This window comes from Rhodococcus sp. 06-462-5 (assembly GCF_002258315.1).
Lineage (GTDB): Bacteria > Actinomycetota > Actinomycetes > Mycobacteriales > Mycobacteriaceae > Rhodococcoides.
Genome location: NZ_NOYD01000005.1, coordinates 218,374 through 240,151, shown reverse-complemented (window position 1 = coordinate 240,151; position 21,778 = coordinate 218,374). Strand labels below are relative to the sequence as shown.

Sequence of the window (21,778 nt, the reverse complement as noted above, 5' to 3'; positions counted from 1 at the left end):
GAAAAGTTAGATGGCGGTAGGACGTCGAAGCGATGCAGCTCTGACGGTCGAGGACCTTCCGCGCTTGGTTCGCAGCGTTGCAGCGGTCGAGCCCGACCGCGTAGCGCTCACGCACCTCGGTACGGAACTGACCTACGCCCGCCTGGACGAGGAGATCACCACCCTCGATACGGCCATGGGCGGCGTCCTCGGCCCCGACGCGCTGGTGCCGGTCGTGCTGTCCAACACTCTCGCGGGCCTGATCGAGGCCACCGAGGGGGGTCTGGACTCGGTTGTGTCGACCGTCGTCACGGATGCAGTGTCCGTTCTCGGTGACGATGATTCGAAGTCGAGTTCGGCCGATCCCGAAGCCACCACGCTGTATGCGCTGTTCGCCGATCAGGCCGAGCGCACCCCGGATGCACCTGCGCTGGTCTTCGGCGACGAGACTCGCACCTACGCCGAGTTCGCCGCCTCGGTCGAGCGTCTCGCACGGGTGCTGATCTCGCAGGGTGTCGGCCCCGATTCAGCGGTGGGACTGTCGATCCGCCGATCGTTCGATCTGCTGGTGGGCATGTACGCGATCTCCGCAGCAGGCGGAGCCTACGTTCCGTTGGACCCGGATCATCCGATCGATCGACTCGGGTACGTTCTCGACATCGCGAACCCGGTCCTGGTTCTGACGACCACGAACGACATGCCCCGGTTGCCCGAGGGCACCGTCACCGTTCTCGTCGACGACGTCGACCTGACCGACGTGCCGGTAGGGCGGATCACCGATGCGGACCGTCGTGGTGCCCTGACCGAGGACGACCTCGCCTACGTCATCTTCACCTCCGGTTCGACAGGACGTCCGAAGGGCGTGGCGGTGAGCCACCGGGCCATCGTCGCCAACATCTCCTGGCGTCAGCGCGAATATGCGATGAGCGCTGCCGACATCGTGTTGCAGAAGACACCGTTCACGTTCGACGTATCGGTATGGGAGTTCTTCTGGCCGTTGCAGATCGGTGCGGCGCTCGTGATCGCCGAGCCCGAGGGCCACCGCGACCCCGCCTACCTCGCCCGCATCATCGGCGAGCGGAGCGTGAGCGTGACGCACTTCGTGCCCTCCATGCTTTCGGTGTATGTCGCCGAACCCACTGCTGCGCAGGACGATTCGCTCCGAATGGTGTTCGCGTCCGGTGAGGCGCTCCCGGCGCGGACCGTCAACGCGTTCCACTCGATCTCGAACGCGGAACTGCACAACCTCTACGGGCCGACCGAAGCGGCCGTCGACGTCACGTACTACCGAACCCAGCAGGTGGAAGAGGCCTCGGTTCCCATCGGCGCTGCCGTGGACGACACCGATCTGTACGTGCTGGACGAAGGACTGCGGCGATCGCCCCGTGGAGTCGAGGGTGAGCTCTATCTGGCCGGCGTACAGCTCGCTCGCGGATACCTCGGACGCACCGACCTGACGGCCGACCGGTTCGTAGCCGACCCGTTCGGTGAGCCGGGTGACCGCATGTACCGCACCGGCGACCTCGTGCGCAGGCGCGGCGACGGCCTGATCGAGTACATCGGGCGCACCGACTTCCAGGTCAAGCTACGCGGCCTGCGCATCGAGCTGGGCGAAATCGAATCGGCGCTGCTCGCCGAGCCCGAGGTGACGCAGGCGGCTGTGTTGCTTCATTCCTCGGAGCAGTCGGAACAACAGCTCGTCGGATACGTCGTCAGCACCGATCCCGATATCGATCACGACGGCCTCGCGGACGCGGTGCGACGGCGTATGCCGGAGTACATGGTGCCGTCTGTGTTCGTCGTCCTGGACGAATTTCCGCTGAACGCGAGCGGCAAACTCGACCGAAAAGCATTGCCTGCACCCGATTTCGCATCGCAGGTGCAGGAATACCGCGCACCGAGCACCGAGACCGAGAACGCGTTGGTGTCGATCTTCGAGACCGTGCTCGGTATCGAGCGCATCGGTGTCGACGACGACTTCTTCGCACTCGGCGGCAACTCTCTCAACGCCACCCGCGTGATCGCGCGGGTCAACGCCGAACGCGGTTCGGCTGTCGACGTCCGTGCCTTCTTCGATGCTCCGACCGTTGCCGAACTCGCAGCGGCCGTGGACGCGTCGGATTCGACGGGCCATCGCATTCCGTTGACTGCGCACCCGGATCACGACCACGTCCCTCTGTCGCTCGCTCAGCAGCGCATGTGGTTCCTCAACAGATTCGAGCCAGAATCTGCCGTCAACAACATCCCGGTGGCTCTGACCCTGTCCGGTGAGCTCGACCTCACGGCGCTGCGTGCCGCGCTCGCCGACGTCCTCGATCGGCACGAGTCGCTGCGCACGGTGTTCCCCGACCGCGACGGTGTCGGCTACCAGCACGTACTCCGATCCGATTCGGCAACAGTCGAACTGGAGATCTCGTCTGCGGAGGAAGCGGAACTTCCCGCCACCCTGCTCGAGTTCGCCCTACGCCCGTTCGACCTGTCGGTTCAGCTGCCCTTCCGGACACTGCTGCTCGCGTTGTCCGACACCGAGCACGTGCTCGCGTTCGTGGTCCATCACATCGCCGCCGACGGATTCTCCATGGGTCCGCTCACTCGCGACGTGGTGACGGCCTACGTCGCCCGCTCGAACGGGCAGAACCCGCAATGGACTCCGCTCGAGGTGCAGTACGCCGACTTCACGCTGTGGCAGAGAAAAGTTCTCGGTAACGAGGACGACCCCGAGTCGGTGCTCTCGGCTCAGCAGAACTACTGGCGCGGACGCCTCGGCGGAGCGCCCGACCAATTGGAACTGCCGACCGACCGACCCCGTCCTGCCGTCGCCACTACCCGAGGTGGCACGTACAAGTTCGAGATCGATGCAGACCTGGTTCTCTCGCTCGAGAAGCTCGGCCGCGCACACGGCGCGACCACCTTCATGGTCGTGCACGCCGCACTGGCGATTCTGCTCGCCAAACTGTCTGCCAGCGAAGACATCTCGATCGGCACACCGGTGGCCGGACGTGGCGACGCAGTGCTCGACAACGTCATCGGTATGTTCGTCAACACCCTGGTTCTGCGCACAGCCGTCGAACCGGACGCGACGTTCGAGGACTTCCTGCGTGAGGTGAGGGGCGTCGACCTCGCGGCTTTCTCGCACGCCGATGTGCCGTTCGAAAAGCTGGTCGACGCGTTGGCTCCGGCGCGGTCGCAGGCCCGCCATCCGCTTTTCCAGGTGATGCTCACGTTCCAGAATCTCGACCAGACCTCGGTGGAGATCCCGGGTCTTCGCGTCGCCGCACTCGACTACGAGGCGGATCTGGCGAAGTTCGACCTGCAGGTGACGTTGTGGAATTCGATTGCCGCAGAAGGCGAGCCGTCGGGTCTGACCGTGGCGCTGACCTACGCCGCCGACCTCTTCGACGAATCCACTATGGCCGAATTCGGTCGGCGGTTCCTTCGGGTGCTCTCGGCAGTGGTGCAGACCCCGGCGGCCCCGATCGGAAACGTCGACATCCTCGATGCCGGCGAACTGGACCGGGTGGTGACGTCCTGGAACTCGACGGCGCACGAGGTCCCGACGGGCTCGACGTTGGTGCAGTTGTTCGAGGCGCAGGTCTCCGCCAGTCCCGAGGCTTCGGCCCTGGTCTACGGTGCCGAGCGCCTGTCGTATCGCGAGTTCGACGAGCGAGTCAATCGCCTTGCGCGACACCTCGTGTCGCTCGGAGTCGGTCCCGAGCGCACCGTCGGTCTCGCCATCGACCGCAGCGTGGAGATGATGGTCGGCATGTACGCCATCCTGAAAGCAGGTGGCGCGTACGTTCCGATCGACCCCACTCAGCCCGTCGATCGCAATCGCTACATCGCATCCACGGCCGCACCGGTCTGCGTGCTCTCGACCACCCGTGACCACGTGGACATCGAAGGATTCTCCACTGTCGACATCGATACCCTCGACCTGAGCGCGCTGTCCGCCGATCCGCTCACCCCCGGCGAACGATTGTCCCCGCTCCGCGAGACGAACATCGCGTACGTCATCTTCACGTCGGGTTCGACCGGACGACCGAAGGGTGTTGCCGTCTCGCACTCGGCGATCCGCAATCGATTGCTCTGGATGCAGGGTCGATTCCCGTCGTCGCCGGACGATGTCGTCGTTCAGAAGACGCCGGTCACCTTCGACGTCTCCGTCGGTGAGCTGTTCGGAGCGCTGCAGAACGGTGCGACGCTGGTGCTGGCGGCCCCCGACGGTCACCGCGACCCGTCGTACATGCTCGATCTGATCGAACGCGAGCAGATCACGACGGCGCACTTCGTGCCGTCGATGATGTCGGTGTTCGTGCCGGAGCTTCGGCAGCGGCCTGCCGCCGCACGTTCGCTTCGTCGGGTGCTCGCCTCCGGCGAGGCTCTAGCATCGGCGACCGCGCACGAACTACGGGCATTGCTGCCCGAGATCGAGGTCCTCAACCTGTACGGCCCCACCGAGGCAGCGGTCGAGGTCACATTCCATACCGTGACCGACTCCGACACCACCTCGGTTCCCATCGGTGCGCCCGTGTGGAACACCTCGGTGTTCGTTCTCGATGCGCGGCTCCAGCCGGTTCCGGTCGGTGTCGAGGGGGAGCTCTATTTGGCGGGTGTTCAGCTGGCGCGGGCCTACGTCGAACGGCCTGACCTGACCGCGGAGCGGTTCGTCGCCAACCCCTTCGTCGCCGATCCGGCACGGGGGAGCGGATTGCGAATGTACCGAACCGGTGACGTCGTGAAATGGACGCCGGACGGTGAGATCGAGTACGTCGGTCGGTTGGATTTCCAGGTCAAATTGCGTGGTCTTCGCATCGAGCTCGGTGAGATCGAATCGGCATTGACGGAACTGCCCTCGGTTCGTCAGGCAGTGACGGTGGTGCGCCGCGAGCAATTGGTCGCCTACATCGTCGTGGACAGCGGTGACGAGAGCGGGACCGTCGACACCGAGGCCCTTCGAGAAGCACTGGGTGAGCGTCTGGCGACGTACATGGTGCCGCGCACGATTGTGGTGCTCGATCGACTGCCGATCGGCTCCAGTGGCAAGCTCGATCGAAAAGCGTTGCCGGACGTCACAGTCGAGGAAACCGAGTACCGCGCCCCGTCGAATCCGGTGGAGGAGATCGTCGCCGCAGTGTTCGGTGACGTCCTGAGTGTCGACCGCGTCGGTGTGGACGACGACTTCTTCGCGCTCGGTGGCAACTCACTGGTGGCGACCCAGGTGGTGTCGCGGCTCGGGACGGAGCTGGGAACCACCGTTGCGGTACGGATGCTGTTCGAGGCGAGCACCGTTGGTGCGTTGGCCGCGCGAATGGAAAGCCATGTCGGCCATGGCGGGAGCGCCCCGCTGGTGCCGCAGGAACGGCCGGAGAGCATCCCGCTTTCGCTTGCGCAGCAACGGATGTGGTTCCTCAACCGCTTCGAGCCGGAATCTGCCGTCAACAACATCCCGGTGGCGATCAGGCTGTCAGGCGAACTCGATGTCGGCGCACTCCGGGCAGCCGTGGCCGACGTGCTCGACCGCCATGAATCCCTGCGTACCGTGTATCCGAGCCAGGACGGGTCGGGCTACCAGGTTGTGCTGCCGGTCAGTTCTGCGCTGCCCGATATGACTCCGGTCCCCTCCTCGGCGGCAACGATTCTCGAGGACGTCACCGCGTTCGTCTCCGGTGGATTCGATGTTACGGCCTCGGTCCCGTTGCGCGCTCGACTGTTCGAAGCCTCGGCGCAGCAGTACGTGCTCGTGGTCGTCGTCCACCACATCAGCGCCGACGGTTGGTCGATGGGACCGTTGACTCGCGACGTGATGACCGCATACGTGGCCCGAGCAGGCGGCGACGCTCCGCAGTGGTCACCGTTACCCGTGCAGTACATCGACTTCGCGTTGTGGCAGCGTTCGGTTCTCGGTGCCGAATCGGATCCGACGAGTCTTATCTCGCGGCAGGCGGACTACTGGCGAACTGCGCTGGCGGACCTGCCCGCCGAACTGTCGCTGCCGGTCGATCGTCCCCGTCCACCTGTTCAGTCGTACACCGGTGGTCGATTCTCCTTCGACATCGATGCCGACGTCCATTCGGGTCTCGCCGACATGGCCCGTACCTCGGGAACGACCCTGTTCATGGTGATGCACACTGCTTTTGCGGTGTTCCTCGCTCGCATGTCGAACTCGGACGACGTTGCGGTCGGTACCGCGGTAGCGGGCCGCGGCGACGCTGCGCTCGACGATGTCGTCGGAATGTTCGTCAATACTCTGGTATTGCGAACGAAGGTCGACCGCGCACTCGGTTTCGACCAGATGCTCGCCGCCGTGCGGGAGGTCGATCTCGCCGCGTTCGCACACGCGGACATCCCGTTCGAGCGTTTGGTCGATCTGCTCGATCCCGAGCGATCCACCGCCCGCCATCCGCTCTTCCAGGTGGCGATCGCCTTCGAGAACCTTCCGCCGAGCTCCTTCCGTCTGCCCGGACTCGAGGTCTCTGCCGTCGACTTCGAGGTAGAGACGGCGAAGTTCGATCTGTCGCTGACACTGCACGAGAAGCCCGACGGTGCCGGCATGTCGGCCAGCTTCCTGTTCGCACGAGACCTGTTCGACGAGAACACGATCGAGGTGTTCTCCCGTCGACTGCGGTGGCTCCTCGCTGCTGTGGTTCGGACCCCGAACGCACCGGTGGGGGATCTCCCGATCCTGTACGACGACGAGAACGACCGGCTCACCCACGTGCACGGAGACGAGGTGCTGGCCGGCGGAACTCTGGCCGAGATCTTCGCTGCCGGAGCTGCTCTCGACCCGTCGGCGATCGCTGTTCGCCACCGAGGACGGTCTGTTTCCTATGCCGAGCTCGACGCCACGTCCTCTCGGCTCGCGAGGGTGCTCATCGAGCGCGGAGTGGGCCCCGAAGACGTGGTGGCACTGGGGTTCGCACGATCCTTCGAGATGGTGCTCGCAGTGTGGGCAGTAGCGAAGTCCGGTGCCGCTTATCTACCGATCGATCCGACTTACCCTCGGGATCGAATCGGCCACATGGTGTCCGATTCCGGTGCCGTCATCGGCCTGACGTCGACGGCCGACGTCGAGTCGGTGCGGACCGAACACGGGGTGCTCGACTGGCTCTGCCTCGACGACGAGGGTGTGATCGCCGACATCCGGTCACGCTCCACCGATCCGGTCACCGACGCCGATCGACTGCGGCCCGTGACGTTCCAGAACCCGGCTTACGTCATCTACACCTCCGGCTCGACCGGGAAGCCCAAGGGCGTCGTCGTCACGCACGCCGGGCTGGGCGGCGTCCTGGACGCCGCCGTGGATCTATACCACTTGAGATCCACCTCGAGATTTCTGCACATCTGTTCGCCCAACTTCGATCCGTCGGTGTTGGAATGGATGGCTGCATTCTCCAACGGGGCCACTCTGGTCATCGTGCCCGCGTCGATCCTCGGCGGCACCGAGCTGTCCGAATTGCTGAAGTCGGAAGAGGTCACCCACGCCATCATCACGCCCGCGGTTCTGGGCACGATGGATCCGGCGGGAATCGAATCCCTCGAGGTGCTCTCGGTCGGTGGTGACGTGACGACACCGGAGCTGCTCGAGCGGTGGGCGCCGGGCCGTAAGTACTTCAACGGGTACGGCCCGACCGAGACGACGATCATCTCCAGTTTCGCCGAGCTGACTCCGGGCGAGCCCATCACCGTCGGTCGTCCGATCCACGGCATGTCCGCGCTGATTCTCGACGCGCGGCTGAACCCGGTTCCCACCGGTGTGGCCGGTGACCTCTATCTGGGCGGCGGGGCGCTCGCTCGGGGATACCTCGATCGTTCGGCACTGTCCGCGGAGCGATTCGTCGCCAACCCGCACGGCTCCGACGGTGCGCGGATGTATCGCACCGGAGACGTGGTGCGGTGGACGCCCGATCTACAGTTGGAGTTCGTCGGACGAACCGACTTCCAGGTCAAGGTACGCGGATTCCGCATCGAGCTCGGTGAGATCGACTCGACTCTGACCTCGGACCCCGGCGTCGACTTCGCCGTGACTCTCGGACACGAATTGCCGTCCGGTGTCACCACCCTGGTCTCGTACGTGCTTCCCACCCGCGGTGCCGTCGTGGATGTGGACAAGTTGGCGGCCCTCGTCGGTAAGTCCTTGCCGGCCTACATGGTTCCGTCGTCGATCGTCGTGCTCGACGCAATACCGCTCACGTCGGTCGGAAAGCTGGACCGTGCGGCCCTGCCCGCCCCCGTGTTCGCGGCACACGAGTTCCGCGCGCCGACAACAGCACTGGAAGAAATCGTCGCGGGGGTGTTCACCGACGTTCTACGCATCGAACAGGTGGGACTCGACGACGACTTCTTCGCGCTCGGCGGTAACTCGTTGATCGCAACGCAGGTCGTGTCCCGCCTCGGCGCGGCTCTGGACACCGTGGTGCCGGTACGGGCGCTGTTCGAGAGCCCCACTGTCGCGGCGCTGGCGGCGCACGTGGAGACAGCCGTCGGATCTGGTGCCAGGGTGGTTCTGGCACCGAGGGCGCGTCCCGAACGCCCGCCCTTGTCCTCGGCCCAGCAGCGCTACTGGTTCTTGAACCGATTCGACACCACGTCGTCGGTGGACAACATCCCGTTCGCGGTGCGGCTGTCGGGTGATCTCGACGTCACGGCGTTGCAATCTGCCGTTCTCGACGTTCTCGAACGTCACGAATCGCTGCGGACGCAGTACCCCGACTCACCCGAAGGTCCTTATCAGCACGTACTCCCGGCCTCCGAGGTTGCCCTCGACCTCGCTGTTCGCGACCTGGCCGCTGGTGGGCAGGCCGATGTGGTGGCGGCCGTCGGGGAATTCTTCCGACGCGGATTCGACGTCACCAGCGAGGTGCCCGTCGATGCACGACTGTTCCGCGTGGCCGACGCCGAGTACGTCCTGGCGTTCGTCGTCCACCACGTCTCGGCGGACGGTGCCTCGATGGGTCCGTTGGCAGTGGACATCATGACTGCGTACACCGCCAGATCGGCAGGTAGCGCACCGGATTGGGAACCGCTCTCCGTGCAGTACGTCGACTTCGCGTTGTGGCAGCGTGACGTGCTCGGTTCCGAGTCCGATCCTGATTCCGTTGCTGCACAGCAGGTGTCGTTCTGGAAGCAGGCCCTGGCCGAGCTGCCGGACCAGCTGGCGCTTCCCGCCGATCGCCCACGCCCGCCGAGTCAGAGTTTTCGCGGCGATACGGTGCGCTTCACTGTCGACGCGGGACTGCACGAGGGTCTCGCCGAACTCGCACGCGCACACCAGTCCACATTGTTCATGGTCGTGCACTCGGCGTTCGCGGTGTTCCTCGCCAAGCTCTCCGGTTCCGAGGACATCGCAATCGGCACCCCCATCGCCGGGCGCGGTGAGCGTGCACTCGATCCGATGATCGGCATGTTCGTCAACACATTGGTGTTCCGGTCGACGGTCGAGCCGTCGATGACGTTCGAGGAGCTGCTCGCGCAGTCGCGCGAGCGCGACCTGTCCGCATTCGCGCACGCCGACGTACCCTTCGAGCGCCTCGTCGAGGTGCTCAACCCGGTCCGCTCGACAGCCCGCAACCCGTTGTTCCAGATCGGCCTCAGTTTCCAGAACCTCGCCGATTCGACGTTCGAGCTCCCCGGGTTGACGGTGAGTGCGGTCGACGCCGACACGGCGACGGCCAAGACCGATCTGCAGCTGTCGATATCGGACCAGTACGCCCCGGACGGTGCGCCGGCCGAGCTGGTATCCGAATTCAGTTACGCCACAGACCTGTTCGATCGTTCGACCATCGACGGTTTCGTCGAGCGATTCGTCGAGATACTGCGGACCGTGACGAACGACCCCTCGGTCGTCGTCGGGGATCTGGATGTCCTCACTGCGACAGAGCGCAGCACCATTCTGCGTGACTGGAACGACACCGCCCATCCGGTCGATTCCGAGCTGACCTTGGCGGAACTGTTCGATCGTCGTGTGCAGGCGGATCCTGACGCGATCGCACTGGTCGACGCACGAGAGTCGTTGACCTATAGTGAGTTCGACGCACGGATCAACCGGCTGGCGCGTGTCCTGATCGCCTCGGGGGTCGGCCCGCAGGTGACCGTGGCACTGGCGATCCGCAGGTCCGTCGAGTTGCTGGTGGCCATGTACGCGGTCACCAAGGCCGGTGGCGCGTACCTGCCGATCGACCCCGATCAGCCCGCCGAGCGGAACACCTACATCCTCGAGGTCGCCGCTCCGGCACTGGTGCTCAGCACCACCGGAGTCGACATCGACACAGGAACGGTGCCGGTCGTGTCGGTCGACACCGATGACAGGCTGCACGGTTCGGATGCCGGGATCTCGGATGCGCCCGTCACCGACGCCGAGCGCACTGCGCCGCTGCGCGCAACGAACACCGCGTATGTCATCTTCACGTCCGGTTCTACCGGTCGACCCAAGGGCGTCGCGGTGAGCCACCGTGCGATCGCCAACCAGTTGCTCTGGCAGGCAGAGCATTACGGAATCGACAGCACCGACCGGGTGCTGCTCAAGACCGCAGCGACATTCGACCTGTCCGTCTGGGAATTCTGGGTGGCCACGATCTCCGGCGGTGCCGTCGTGATCGCCGAGGCCGGTGCACAGGGTGATGCGGCCTATCTGGTGGACCTGATCGCCGAACGATCGGTCACCACGCTGCACACCGTGCCCTCCGTGCTCGACGCCCTCGTCGCTGCGTCGGCGGGGTCACTTCCGAAGAGCCTGAAGAGAATCCTGGCGATCGGTGAGGCGCTTCCGGTCGCGACGGCAGACCGGGCACTGCGTGGTTCCACCGCACGACTGGACAATCTGTACGGCCCTACGGAAGCCGCTGTGTCGGTCACCGCGCATCGTGTCGTCGAGACAACCGCCACCTCGGTGCCCATCGGTGGACCCGAATGGAACACCCGCGTCTACGTCCTGGACTCGCGCCTCGCGCCGGTACCGGTGGGCGTGGCAGGCGAGCTCTATCTCGCGGGCGCGCAGCTGGCCGATGGCTATGTCGCTCGGCCGGACCTGACCGCGGAGCGGTTCGTAGCCGACCCGTTCACTCCAGGCGGACGGCTGTACCGCACCGGCGACCTGGTCACCTGGCGCAAGGACGGCGAACTGGAGTACGTCGGTCGGACCGACTTCCAGGTGAAGATTCGCGGATTCCGCATCGAACTCGGCGATATCGACGCAGCACTGGGGTCGCTGAACGAGGTCGGCGACGTCGCGGTGCTGGCGCTCGACGACACCGGACTCGGTGCGCGCCTTGTGGCCTACGTCGTGCCCGCTGTCGGTGCCACGGTGGACTCCGACGGATTGCGCGCAGCTCTGTCCGGCCGGTTGCCGTCGTACATGGTTCCGTCGGCTTTCGTGATCCTCGAGGCGTTGCCCCGCAACGCGAACGGGAAGCTGGACCGACAAGCGTTGCCGGAGCCGCACTTCGAGACTGCAGTGTTCCGCGCACCGACCAACCCGGTCGAAGAGGCGGTGGCGGCGGTGTTCGCCGAGGTGCTCTCGGTGGAACGGGTCGGTCTGGACGACGACTTCTTCGCACTCGGCGGCAACTCGCTGATCGCGACCCAGGTGGTCTCCCGACTGGGAGCAGCGCTCGACACCCAGGTGCCGGTGCGTTCGATCTTCGAGTCTCCGACGGTTCTCTCGCTCGCCCGTGCCGTCGAATCCAAGGTGGGTACCGGTGCACGACGAGCACTCACGGCGCGCCCGCGTCCCGATGTGGTGCCGCTGTCGATGGCGCAGCAGCGCATGTGGTTCCTGAGCCAGTTCGATCCGACGTCTGCCGTGAACAACATTCCGGTGGCAATTCGGTTGTCCGGAAACGTCGATGTCGATGCGCTGTCGAGTGCGGTCCGCGATGTCCTCGCTCGACACGAGATTCTGCGCACCGTCTACCCCGAGGTCGACGGACGAGGTAGTCAGGTGGTCCTCGGTACTGCCGAGTCGGGGGTGACGGTAGCCGTCGACGACGTCGATGCCGACTCCGTGGAGCAGGTCCTGCGAACATTCGTCTCGGCCGGATTCGACGTCACCCGTGCCGTTCCGGTTCGGGTCCGAATTCTGCGGGTGAGCGAGTCCGAGTACGTGCTGGCCTTCGTGGCGCACCACATCGCCGCGGACGGTTTCTCGATGGGGCCGCTGACCCGGGACGTGATGCTCGCCTACACGGCCCGCGTGGCGGGCGAGAGTCCGCAGTGGGCACCGCTTGCCGTGCAGTACGCGGACTACACGTTGTGGCAGCGGGAAGTCCTCGGTTCGGCGGACGACCCCGAGTCGCCACTGGCAGCGCAATTGGCGTACTGGACCTCGGTCCTGGCGGGAGCGCCTGCGCAGCTCGATCTCGCCACCGACCGTCCGCGGCCCGCCGTGGCGTCCTATCGCGGTGCGGCATACAACTTCTCGATCGACGCGGCCCTGCAGGCGAACATCGCCCGCGTCGCTCGATCCACCAATGCCACCAACTTCATGGTGGTGCACACCGCACTGGCCGTGTTGCTGGCGGCGATGGCGGGAACCGACGACGTCACGATCGGGACCCCGGTGGCAGGCCGAGGAGACGCCGACCTGGACGGACTCGTCGGCATGTTCGTCAACACCCTCGCACTGCGAACCGTGGTGAACCCGGCGGCGTCGCTGCGAGACCAACTGGCGCTCGTCCGAGACGCCGATCTCGGTGCATTCGGGCACGCCGACGTGCCGTTCGAGCGACTCGTCGACGAGCTGGCACCGGACAGGTCTCAGGCCCGGCATCCGATCTTCCAGGTCATGCTGACCTTCCAGAATCTCCAACGGCAGTCGTTGACGCTGCCCGAGCTCGGTGTCGAAGGAATCGACCTCGGCAGCGCGTTCGCCAAGTTCGATCTACAGGTCACGCTGTGGGAGAACGTCGACGAATCCGGCGCTCCAGCCGGTATCGACGTCCAATTCGATTACGCCACAGATCTGTTCGACGAGTCGACCATGAGCTCGCTCGCGCGTCGCCTGGTGCGCGTTCTCGGCACTCTCGTCGACGATCCGGATCGCGTCGTGGGCGACATCGACATTCTCGAGGACGGTGAGCGCTCCCGCGTTCTGGACGAGTGGAACGCCACCGGGCACGAGGTCGATGCCGCGGCGACGCTGGTTTCTCTCTTCGAGTCGCAGGTTACGGCGAACCCGGAGAACATCGCGACGAGCTTCGGCGACGAACGGGTGAGCTATCGCGAGTTCTCGGACCGCGTGAACGCATTGGCGCGAGTTCTCGTCGCGGAAGGGGTGGGCCCGGAAACCGTCGTGGCGACCGCCATGCGGCGATCGGTCGACATGCTGGTGGGTATCTATGCGGTGCTGACCGCGGGTGGGGCCTACGTGCCGGTCGATCCGGATCTGCCCGCCGACCGAATCGGGTACATCCTCGACACCGCGGCACCGGTGGTCCTGCTCACGACGGAACGGGACGGCACCGCACTCCGGTCCGATGTCACCCGAATCCTGGTGGACGCCGTCGACACCACAGGTGTGTCCGCCGCACCGGTGACCGACGCGGAGCGAACCGCACCGCTGCGGCCGACCGACATCGCCTATGTCATCTTCACGTCCGGATCGACCGGTCGCCCCAAGGGTGTCGCAGTGAGCCACCAGTCGATCGTCAATCGATTGCTGTGGATGCAAGCGGAGTACTCACTCTCCGAGAGCGACAAGGTGCTGCAGAAGACGCCGGTCACGTTCGACGTGTCGGTGTGGGAGTTGTTCTGGCCGTTGCAGATCGGTGCCGAGCTCGTGATCGCCGAACCCGACGGCCATCGCGATCCGATCTATCTGGTGAGCACCGTCGCCGAACGAGGCATCACCGTTGCCCACTTCGTGCCGTCGCTGCTCGCGGTGTTCGCGACCGCCGAGGGCGTCTCGAACTGCACCGGACTGCGCGCGGTCTTCGCCTCCGGTGAGGCGCTGCCTGCGTCGGTTGCGTCGGCCCTGCGCGCTGCACTGCCGACCACCGAACTGCACAACCTGTACGGCCCGACCGAGGCCGCAGTCGACGTCACCTACCACCGCGTGGTGCCGGCCGACATCGCGTCGGTCCCCATCGGTGCTCCGGTCTGGAACACCCGAGTCACCGTGCTCGATGCACGCCTGCACCCGGTCCCGGTCGGGGTACCCGGGGAGCTGTATCTCGCCGGAGTTCAACTCGCGCGTGGATACCTGGGACGAGCGGACCTCACCGCGGACCGGTTCGTCGCCGACCCGCACGGCACTGCCGGCTCGCGGATGTACCGCACGGGAGACCTCGTTCGGTGGAACGCCGACGGTGAGCTGGAATACCTCGGCCGCACCGACTTCCAGGTCAAGCTGCGCGGACTGCGCATAGAACTGGGTGAGATCGAGGCCTCGCTGGCGGCACACCCGTCCGTGGATCAGGCCGTGGTCCTCGTTCGGCAGACACCGTCTTCCGGTGAAATTCTCGTGGGCTACCTCGTGCCCGCTGCCGGGGCGACGATCGACGCCGACACGGTCACCGCCGCCGTCGCCGCATCGGTGCCCGAGTACATGGTTCCCGCCGGTCTCGTGGTTCTCGACGCATTGCCGCTCGGCCCGAACGGCAAGCTCGACCGACGAGCACTACCCGAACCCGAATTCGGCAGCGACGCCGAATACCGCACCGCCAGTACCGATACCGAACGCATCATCGCGGAGGTCTTCGCGGACGTGCTCGGGCTCGACACCGTCGGCGTCGACGATTCGTTCTTCGCGCTCGGGGGCGACAGTATCGTCTCCATCCAGCTGGTCTCCCGTGCCAAGGCGCGGGGAATCCAGTTCGGACCACGAGATGTGTTCGAGCGCAAGACCGTCGCCGGTCTCGCCGAGATCGCGGTGACCGTCGGTGAAGGCAGCGACGCCGTCGTGCTCGAGGAACTCGACGGTGGGGGAATCGGCTGGATGCCGTCGCCGCCATTCGGTGCGGCAATGTTGCAGCGCGGCGGTGGGTACCGTCGTTTCCATCAGGCACTCACGCTCGAGCTCCCGGCAGGGATCGACCGCGACGGTGTCGTGGCTACGCTCACTGCTGTCGTCGACCATCACGACATTCTTCGGTCGACCCTCGTGCACGACGATCGCGGCTGGGGCCTCGAGGTGAGCGAGCCCGGTTCGGTGGACGTCGACGAGCTGCTGACGACCTCACCGGCGGACGGTGGAGCCGCCGCGGTGGATGCGGCGGTCGGATCGCTCGATCCGGAGAACGGGCGCATGCTCGCGTTCGTGTGGGTCGACAGCGCGCCGAACACGCTGACGGTCGTCGCGCATCACCTCGTCGTCGACGGCGTGTCGTGGCGAATCCTGGTGCCGGACTTCGTGTCCGCGTGGGCGCAGATCGCCGGCGGTGCCGGCCCGGTGCTGCCGAATGTCGGTACTTCGATGCGGCGATGGACGCACGCACTCGTGGAGGAAGCGGCGCGCCGGACGCACGAGTTGCCGGAGTGGCGCCGCATCGCCGGGACCCCGGACCCGGTTCTGGGGGAGCGGGCCTTCGAGCCGGCCGTCGACGTGGTGGACACCCTCGAGCGAGTCGAGATGTCCCTGTCGTCGGATGCGACGCGCACGTTGCTGACCACGGTGCCCGAGATCTACCACGGCGGAGTCGCGGACGGACTGCTCGCCGCACTCGCGCTTGCAGTCACCGCGCTGCGCAAGGAACAGGGAATCGATGCCCCGGCGACGCTGCTTCAGCTCGAAGGGCACGGCCGCGAGGAGACCGTGGTCCCCGGAGCAGATCTCGGCCGGACCGTGGGCTGGTTCACGAGCCTCTTCCCGGTTCGGCTCGACCTGACCGGAATCGACGTCGACGACGCCCTCGGCGGCGGTTCTGCCCTCGGCGACGCCGTGAAGGCCGTCAAGGAGCAGATGCTGGCGTTGCCCGACCGGGGAATGGGATGGGGGCTACTGCGCTACCTCGATCCGAAGAGCGAGACGGAGCTCGCGCCGCTGTCCACCGGGCAGATCAGTTTCAACTACCTCGGTCGGGTCGGTACCGGCGATGTGCCGGAGGACATGAAGTCTCTCGGTTGGTTGCCTGCCGAGGACACCGCAGGTCTGTCCGCAGCGGGCGATCCGGACATGGCCGCGAACAAGACGATCGACATCAACGCCATCGTGGTCGACACCGACGACGGAAGCGCCCTGAGCGCTTCGTTGGCATTCCCGCGGGGCGCGATCTCCGAGGCGACCGTGGCGCGTCTGGCACAACTGTGGTCGGGGCTGCTCGACTCGCTCGCGGCCCACGCACGTACCCCTGGTGCCGGTGGCCTCACTCCGTCGGACCTTCCGTTGGCGCGCGTGAGTCAGGCCGACATTCTCGGCTTCGAGCAGCGCTATCCGGCACTGACCGATGTGTGGCCGCTGGCACCGTTGCAGCAGGGCTTGCTGTTCCACGCCCTGTTCGCCGACACCTCGCTGGACGTCTACACGATGCAGGTCGTGCTCGACCTGGCAGGCGAGGTCGATCAGGAGCGTCTGCGTGATGCTGCGCAGGCCCTGCTGGATCGGTACGAGAACCTCCGCGCCGTGTTCGCGGTGACCGCGGACGGCGACAGCGTGCAGATAGTTCAGCAGGGTGTGCGGTTACCTTGGCGCACTGTCGATCTCAGCGATGTCGAGGAGAACGAGCGCGCCGCCGCGGTCGCGGCTGCACTGGACGAGGATCAGCGGGAGCATTTCGACATCACCACCGCCCCATTGTTGCGGTTCTTGCTGATTCGCCTCGGGCCCACGACGTACCGACTGGCGATGACCAACCATCACGTGCTGCTGGACGGCTGGTCGCTGCCGCTGGTGATGAAGGAGCTGCTCTACCTGTACGCCGTCCGCAGCGACACGTCGTCGATGCCGCGTCCGCGCTCGTATCGCTCGTTCCTGCAGTGGCTCGGTCATCGCGACCCGGAGACCTCCCGGCAGGCTTGGGCCCGTTCACTCGACGGCGTCGACGAGCCGACACTACTGACTCCTTCGACGCTGGGCCGCGAGATCTCCACCCGATCGGCGGAGACCGAGGTACGGATCGACGCGGAGGCCACCGCGGCGTTGATCGCGCTCGGTGGACGTCTCGGCGTCACTGTGAACACGTTGGTACAGGCCGCGTACGGAATGCTGTTGGCTCAGATGACGGGCCGCGACGACGTGGTCTTCGGGGCCACGGTGTCGGGTCGGCCCGCGGACCTGCCCGGAGTCGAGTCGATGATCGGCTTGTTCATCAACACCATTCCGGTACGAGTTCGCCTCGATGCACACGACACCGTGGAGCAGTACCTCACGCGGCTCCAAGGTGAGCAGGCCGATCTGCTCGATCACCACCACGTGGGATTGGCGGACATCCAGCGGGATGCTGGGCTGGGCAACCTGTTCGACACGCTGACGGTGTTCGAGTCGTATCCGGTGAACGAGGCCGAGTTGGCGCAGCAGGCCGCATCGATCGACGGCATGACCGTCGAAGGTGTCGGCTCCAACGACAACACCCACTACCCGCTGACCCTGCTGGTGGTGGCGAACGAGGAAGTGACGCTGACGGCGAAGTACATCAGCGACCTGTTCGACACCCGTGCGGTCGAGTCGATCCTGGCGCGCATCGTCTCGCTTCTCGCTACGTTCGCGGCGGACCCCACGCGCCGGGTCGTCGACATCGACCTGCTCGACACCGCGGAGCGCACACAGATACTCGACGAGTGGAACGACACTGCCCGCGAGATCGATTCCGCGGCAACGCTCGTGTCGATGTTCGAGGGTCGGGTGACGCAGTTCCCGGACCGGATCGCGGTCTCCTTCGAGGACGATCGAGTGACGTACGCGGAATTCGCGGGTCGAGTGAACGCGCTTGCGCGACTGCTGATCCGCGAGGGCGTCGGCCCGGAAACGATGGTCGGCATCGCCATGCGGAGATCGGTGGACATGCTCGTCGGTGTCTACGCGGTGCTGACCGCGGGCGGGGCGTACGTCCCGATCGATCCCGACCAGCCGGCCGAGCGCGTCGAATACATCCTGGCGACGGCCGATCCCGTTGCGATTCTGACCACGGAGGCGGATTCGTCTGCCGTGGAATCTGTCTCGGCCGCCGCACCGCGACTCGAGGTCGATTCCGTCGATCTCACCGGATTCGCCACCGATGCGGTTCGCGCCGACGAGCGCCGCGCCGCGCTGCTCCCCGACGACGTCGCGTACGTCATCTTCACCTCGGGCTCGACGGGCAAGCCCAAGGGTGTTGCCGTGACGCACGCCGCCATCGTCAACCGGCTCGTGTGGATGCAGTACGAGTACGGTCTGACCGTCGACGATGTGGTGCTGCAGAAGACTCCGGTGACGTTCGACGTGTCGGTGTGGGAGTTGTTCTGGCCGTTGCACATCGGTGCCGAATTGGCGATCGCGAGACCGGACGGGCATCGCGACCCGGCATATCTGGTCGAGATCGTCACCGAGCGGTCGGTCACCGTCGCACACTTCGTGCCGTCGATGTTGGCCGTGTTCGCGGCAGCGGACGGAGTCTCGCGGTGTTCGAGCCTGCGCATGCTGTTCGCGTCGGGTGAGGCGCTGCCGGTATCGGTCGCCTCGGCAATCGGTACGGCACTGCCGAACACGGACCTGCACAACCTGTACGGCCCCACCGAGGCTGCGGTGGACGTGACCTACCACCGCGTCACCGCCGCCGACGTCGCCGGCGTACCGATCGGTGTGCCGGTGGCCAACACCCGAGTGACCGTGCTCGACGCGCGGCTGCGACCGGTGCCGGTCGGCGTCGCGGGTGAGCTCTACCTCGCGGGAGTCCAGCTGGCCCGCGGCTACCTCGGGCGACTGGATCTGACCGCAGACCGGTTCGTTGCCGATCCGTACGGTGCACCGGGTACTCGGATGTACCGGACCGGCGACCTGGTCCGGTGGAACGTCGACGGCGAGCTCGACTACATCGGCCGCACCGACTTCCAGGTGAAACTGCGCGGCCTGCGCATCGAGCTCGGTGAGATCGAGGCGGCGTTGACCGCTCACCCCGACGTCGACCGATCGACCGTACTGGTGACGTCGACGGCGTCGGGCGAAATCCTGGTCGGCTACGTCGTTCCTCGTACCGGTGCGTCGGTGGACGTGAGCGAGCTGACCTCGTTCGCAGGCAGCCGACTTCCCGGCTACATGGTGCCGACCCAGATCATGGTGCTCGCCGAGTTCCCACTGAACGCCAGCGGCAAGCTCGATCGAAAAGCATTGCCGGAGCCGGTGTTCGAGGCGCGCGAGTTCCGTGCACCGGTAACCGCGACCGAGATCGCCATCGCCGACGTGTTCGCCGACGTGCTCGGTATCGATCGGGTTGGATCGGACGACGACTTCTTCGCGCTCGGCGGAAATTCGCTCGCGGCCACCCGTGCAGCGGCGCGCATCACCGCTGCTCTGGGCAAGCAGGTGGGTGTTCGCGAGCTGTTCGAGAACTCGACAGTCGCAGCGCTCGCAGCGCGCACGGACCTCCAGGGAACGGTGCATCGCGTGCCGCTTCGACCCAGGACGGGCGACGAGCGGGTACCGCTCTCGCTCGCGCAGCAGCGAATGTGGGTACTGAATCGACTCGACCCCGGTTCGGGCGCGTACAACATGCCGCTCGCCCTGCGGCTCACCGGTGACCTGGACGTGGCCGCACTGCAGGCGGCCGCGACGTGGGCGATCGAGCGGCACGAGACGTTGCGCACCCGCTATCCCGAGGATGCCGACGGCACTGCGTTCCAGGAGGTCCTGGGTGCCCGGGCCACCACTCTCGACCTCGATCCGATCGACGCCACGGGCGAAGCCGACATCGCCGATCGGGTACGTCGACTGGTGTACGACGGCTTCGACGTCACCGCCGCGCCTCCGGTGCGTGGGGCACTGTTCCGACTCGCCGGAACGGACGACGGCGACATGCAGTACGTGTTCGTCATCGTGATGCACCACATCAGTGGCGACGGAGCATCGATGGCACCGCTGGCTCGCGACGTGATGACCGCGTATCTCGCCGCGACAGCCGGCACGGTTCCCTCGGTGGCACCGCTGTCGATCCAGTACGCCGACTACACGCTGTGGCAGCGTGAGGTGCTGGGTTCGACGAACGATCCGGGTTCCGCAGCGAATCGGCAGGTCGACTTCTGGCGCACCGAGCTGAGCGGTATCACCCCGGTCATCGCCTTGCCGTGGGATCGGCCGAGACCGGCAGAGCCCTCGCTGCACGGCGGAAGTGTCCGCGCACATCTCGACGCGCAGACCCACGAGGCGTTCGTCGACATCGCGCGATCGAACAACGCGACTCTGTTCATGGTGTTGCACAGCGTCCTCGCGGTATTGCTGGCGAGAACCACCGGTGCACGGGAATTCGCCGTCGGAACTCCGATTGCCGGTAGGGGAGACGAACAACTCGACGACATCGTCGGAATGTTCGTCAACACGCTTGCGCTTCGTACCAGCGTCGATCCGGACGCGACGTTCGAGGATCTCGTGCGCAGCATTCGGGAAAGCGACCTGCGGGCATTCGGCAACGCGGACGTACCGTTCGAGCACGTAGTCGACGTCATCGGGCAGGACCGAACCCCCGGAATCAGCCCGTTGTTCCAGACCGTGCTGTCCGTCGAACCATTGGGCGAGGCTCGCTTCGAGCTGCCTGCCCTGACCGTCGAGCCCGTCGAGGGATTCGAGCCGACCGCCAAGTTCGATCTCCAGGTGACGGTGCAGACCAGGCCCGCAGCCGGTACCGAGGGCGAACCAGACCTCGCGGTCGAGTTCGCCTACGCCGCAGACCTGTTCGACGAGTCGACAGTATCGGCGATGATCGAGCGTTTCGTCAGGATCGCCGACGTCGTCGCGGCGGCTCCGGGAATCAAGGTCGGTGCGATCGACGATCTCGGTGACGACGAGCGGGCAGCGTTGACTGCATCCCCGACACCGGTCGCCGATGCCGTCGGCGCGGTGGCTGGTCGAACCTTGCCTCAATTGCTCGCTGCGACCGTGGAGGCGGATCCGGAGGCCCCGGCGTTGTCCTCGGCAGGTGAGGAAACCACGTACCTCGAGCTCGACCGACGTTCGTCACGCCTGGCCCGTGAACTGATCGAGCGCAACGTCGGACCCGACGTCACGGTTGCCGTCGTCGTCGACGACGCAGTCGAATCCGTCGTGGCCCGGTGGGCGGTGGTCAAGGCGGGCGGCGCTCTGGCCCTGGTGGACGATATAGACAGTGCCGTCAGGGTGGGCGCGAGCGCCGTCGTCATCGACACCGGTCGGGCGCAGGACTGGGATCGAGTCTCCACGATCGTCGATCTCGGTGACGAGGCGACCGCCGGCTCGGTGACCGGCCGATCGGCTCGTCCGATCACGTACACCGACCGCGTGGCTGTGCTCTCCGCAGACAGCCCGGCTCTGGTGGTGGATGTGTCGACCGGCGCTACGGTGAGCCATGGTGCGCTTGCTGCCACGGCCGTTCGGGCGGTCGGGGAGTACGGGATCGACTACGAGTCGCGACTGGGCGTACCCACAGCGATCACCTCTCCGTCAGCGTGGTTCGCCGGTGTGATGGCTGCTTCGGTCGGTGCGGTGCTGGTGGTCGATCGGGCCGAATCACCGGAGGATTCTGCCGATCTCGTCGTCGCCGAGTGGATGACGCACGTGTTCGTGACTGCGGCGGAAGCCACGGCGGTTGCGGAATTGGAGTCGGACGATCTCGAGGACCTGGTGGCTCTGGTGATCGTGGACGGTGATGTGGAGGAGACCGAACGACCGGTCGGTGTGTCGATACACGGCGCGCCACGGTTCGGCTGA

The 21,778-nt window shown here is 66.0% G+C and carries 1 protein-coding gene; it reads left to right on the top strand.

Annotation, left to right across the window (positions count from 1 at the left end; genetic code table 11):
* Nucleotides 1-10: 10 nt before the first annotated feature.
* Entirely contained in the window at nt 11-21,778 is a 21,768-nt protein-coding gene (locus CH251_RS03400; protein WP_094611823.1) for a non-ribosomal peptide synthetase, read from the top strand.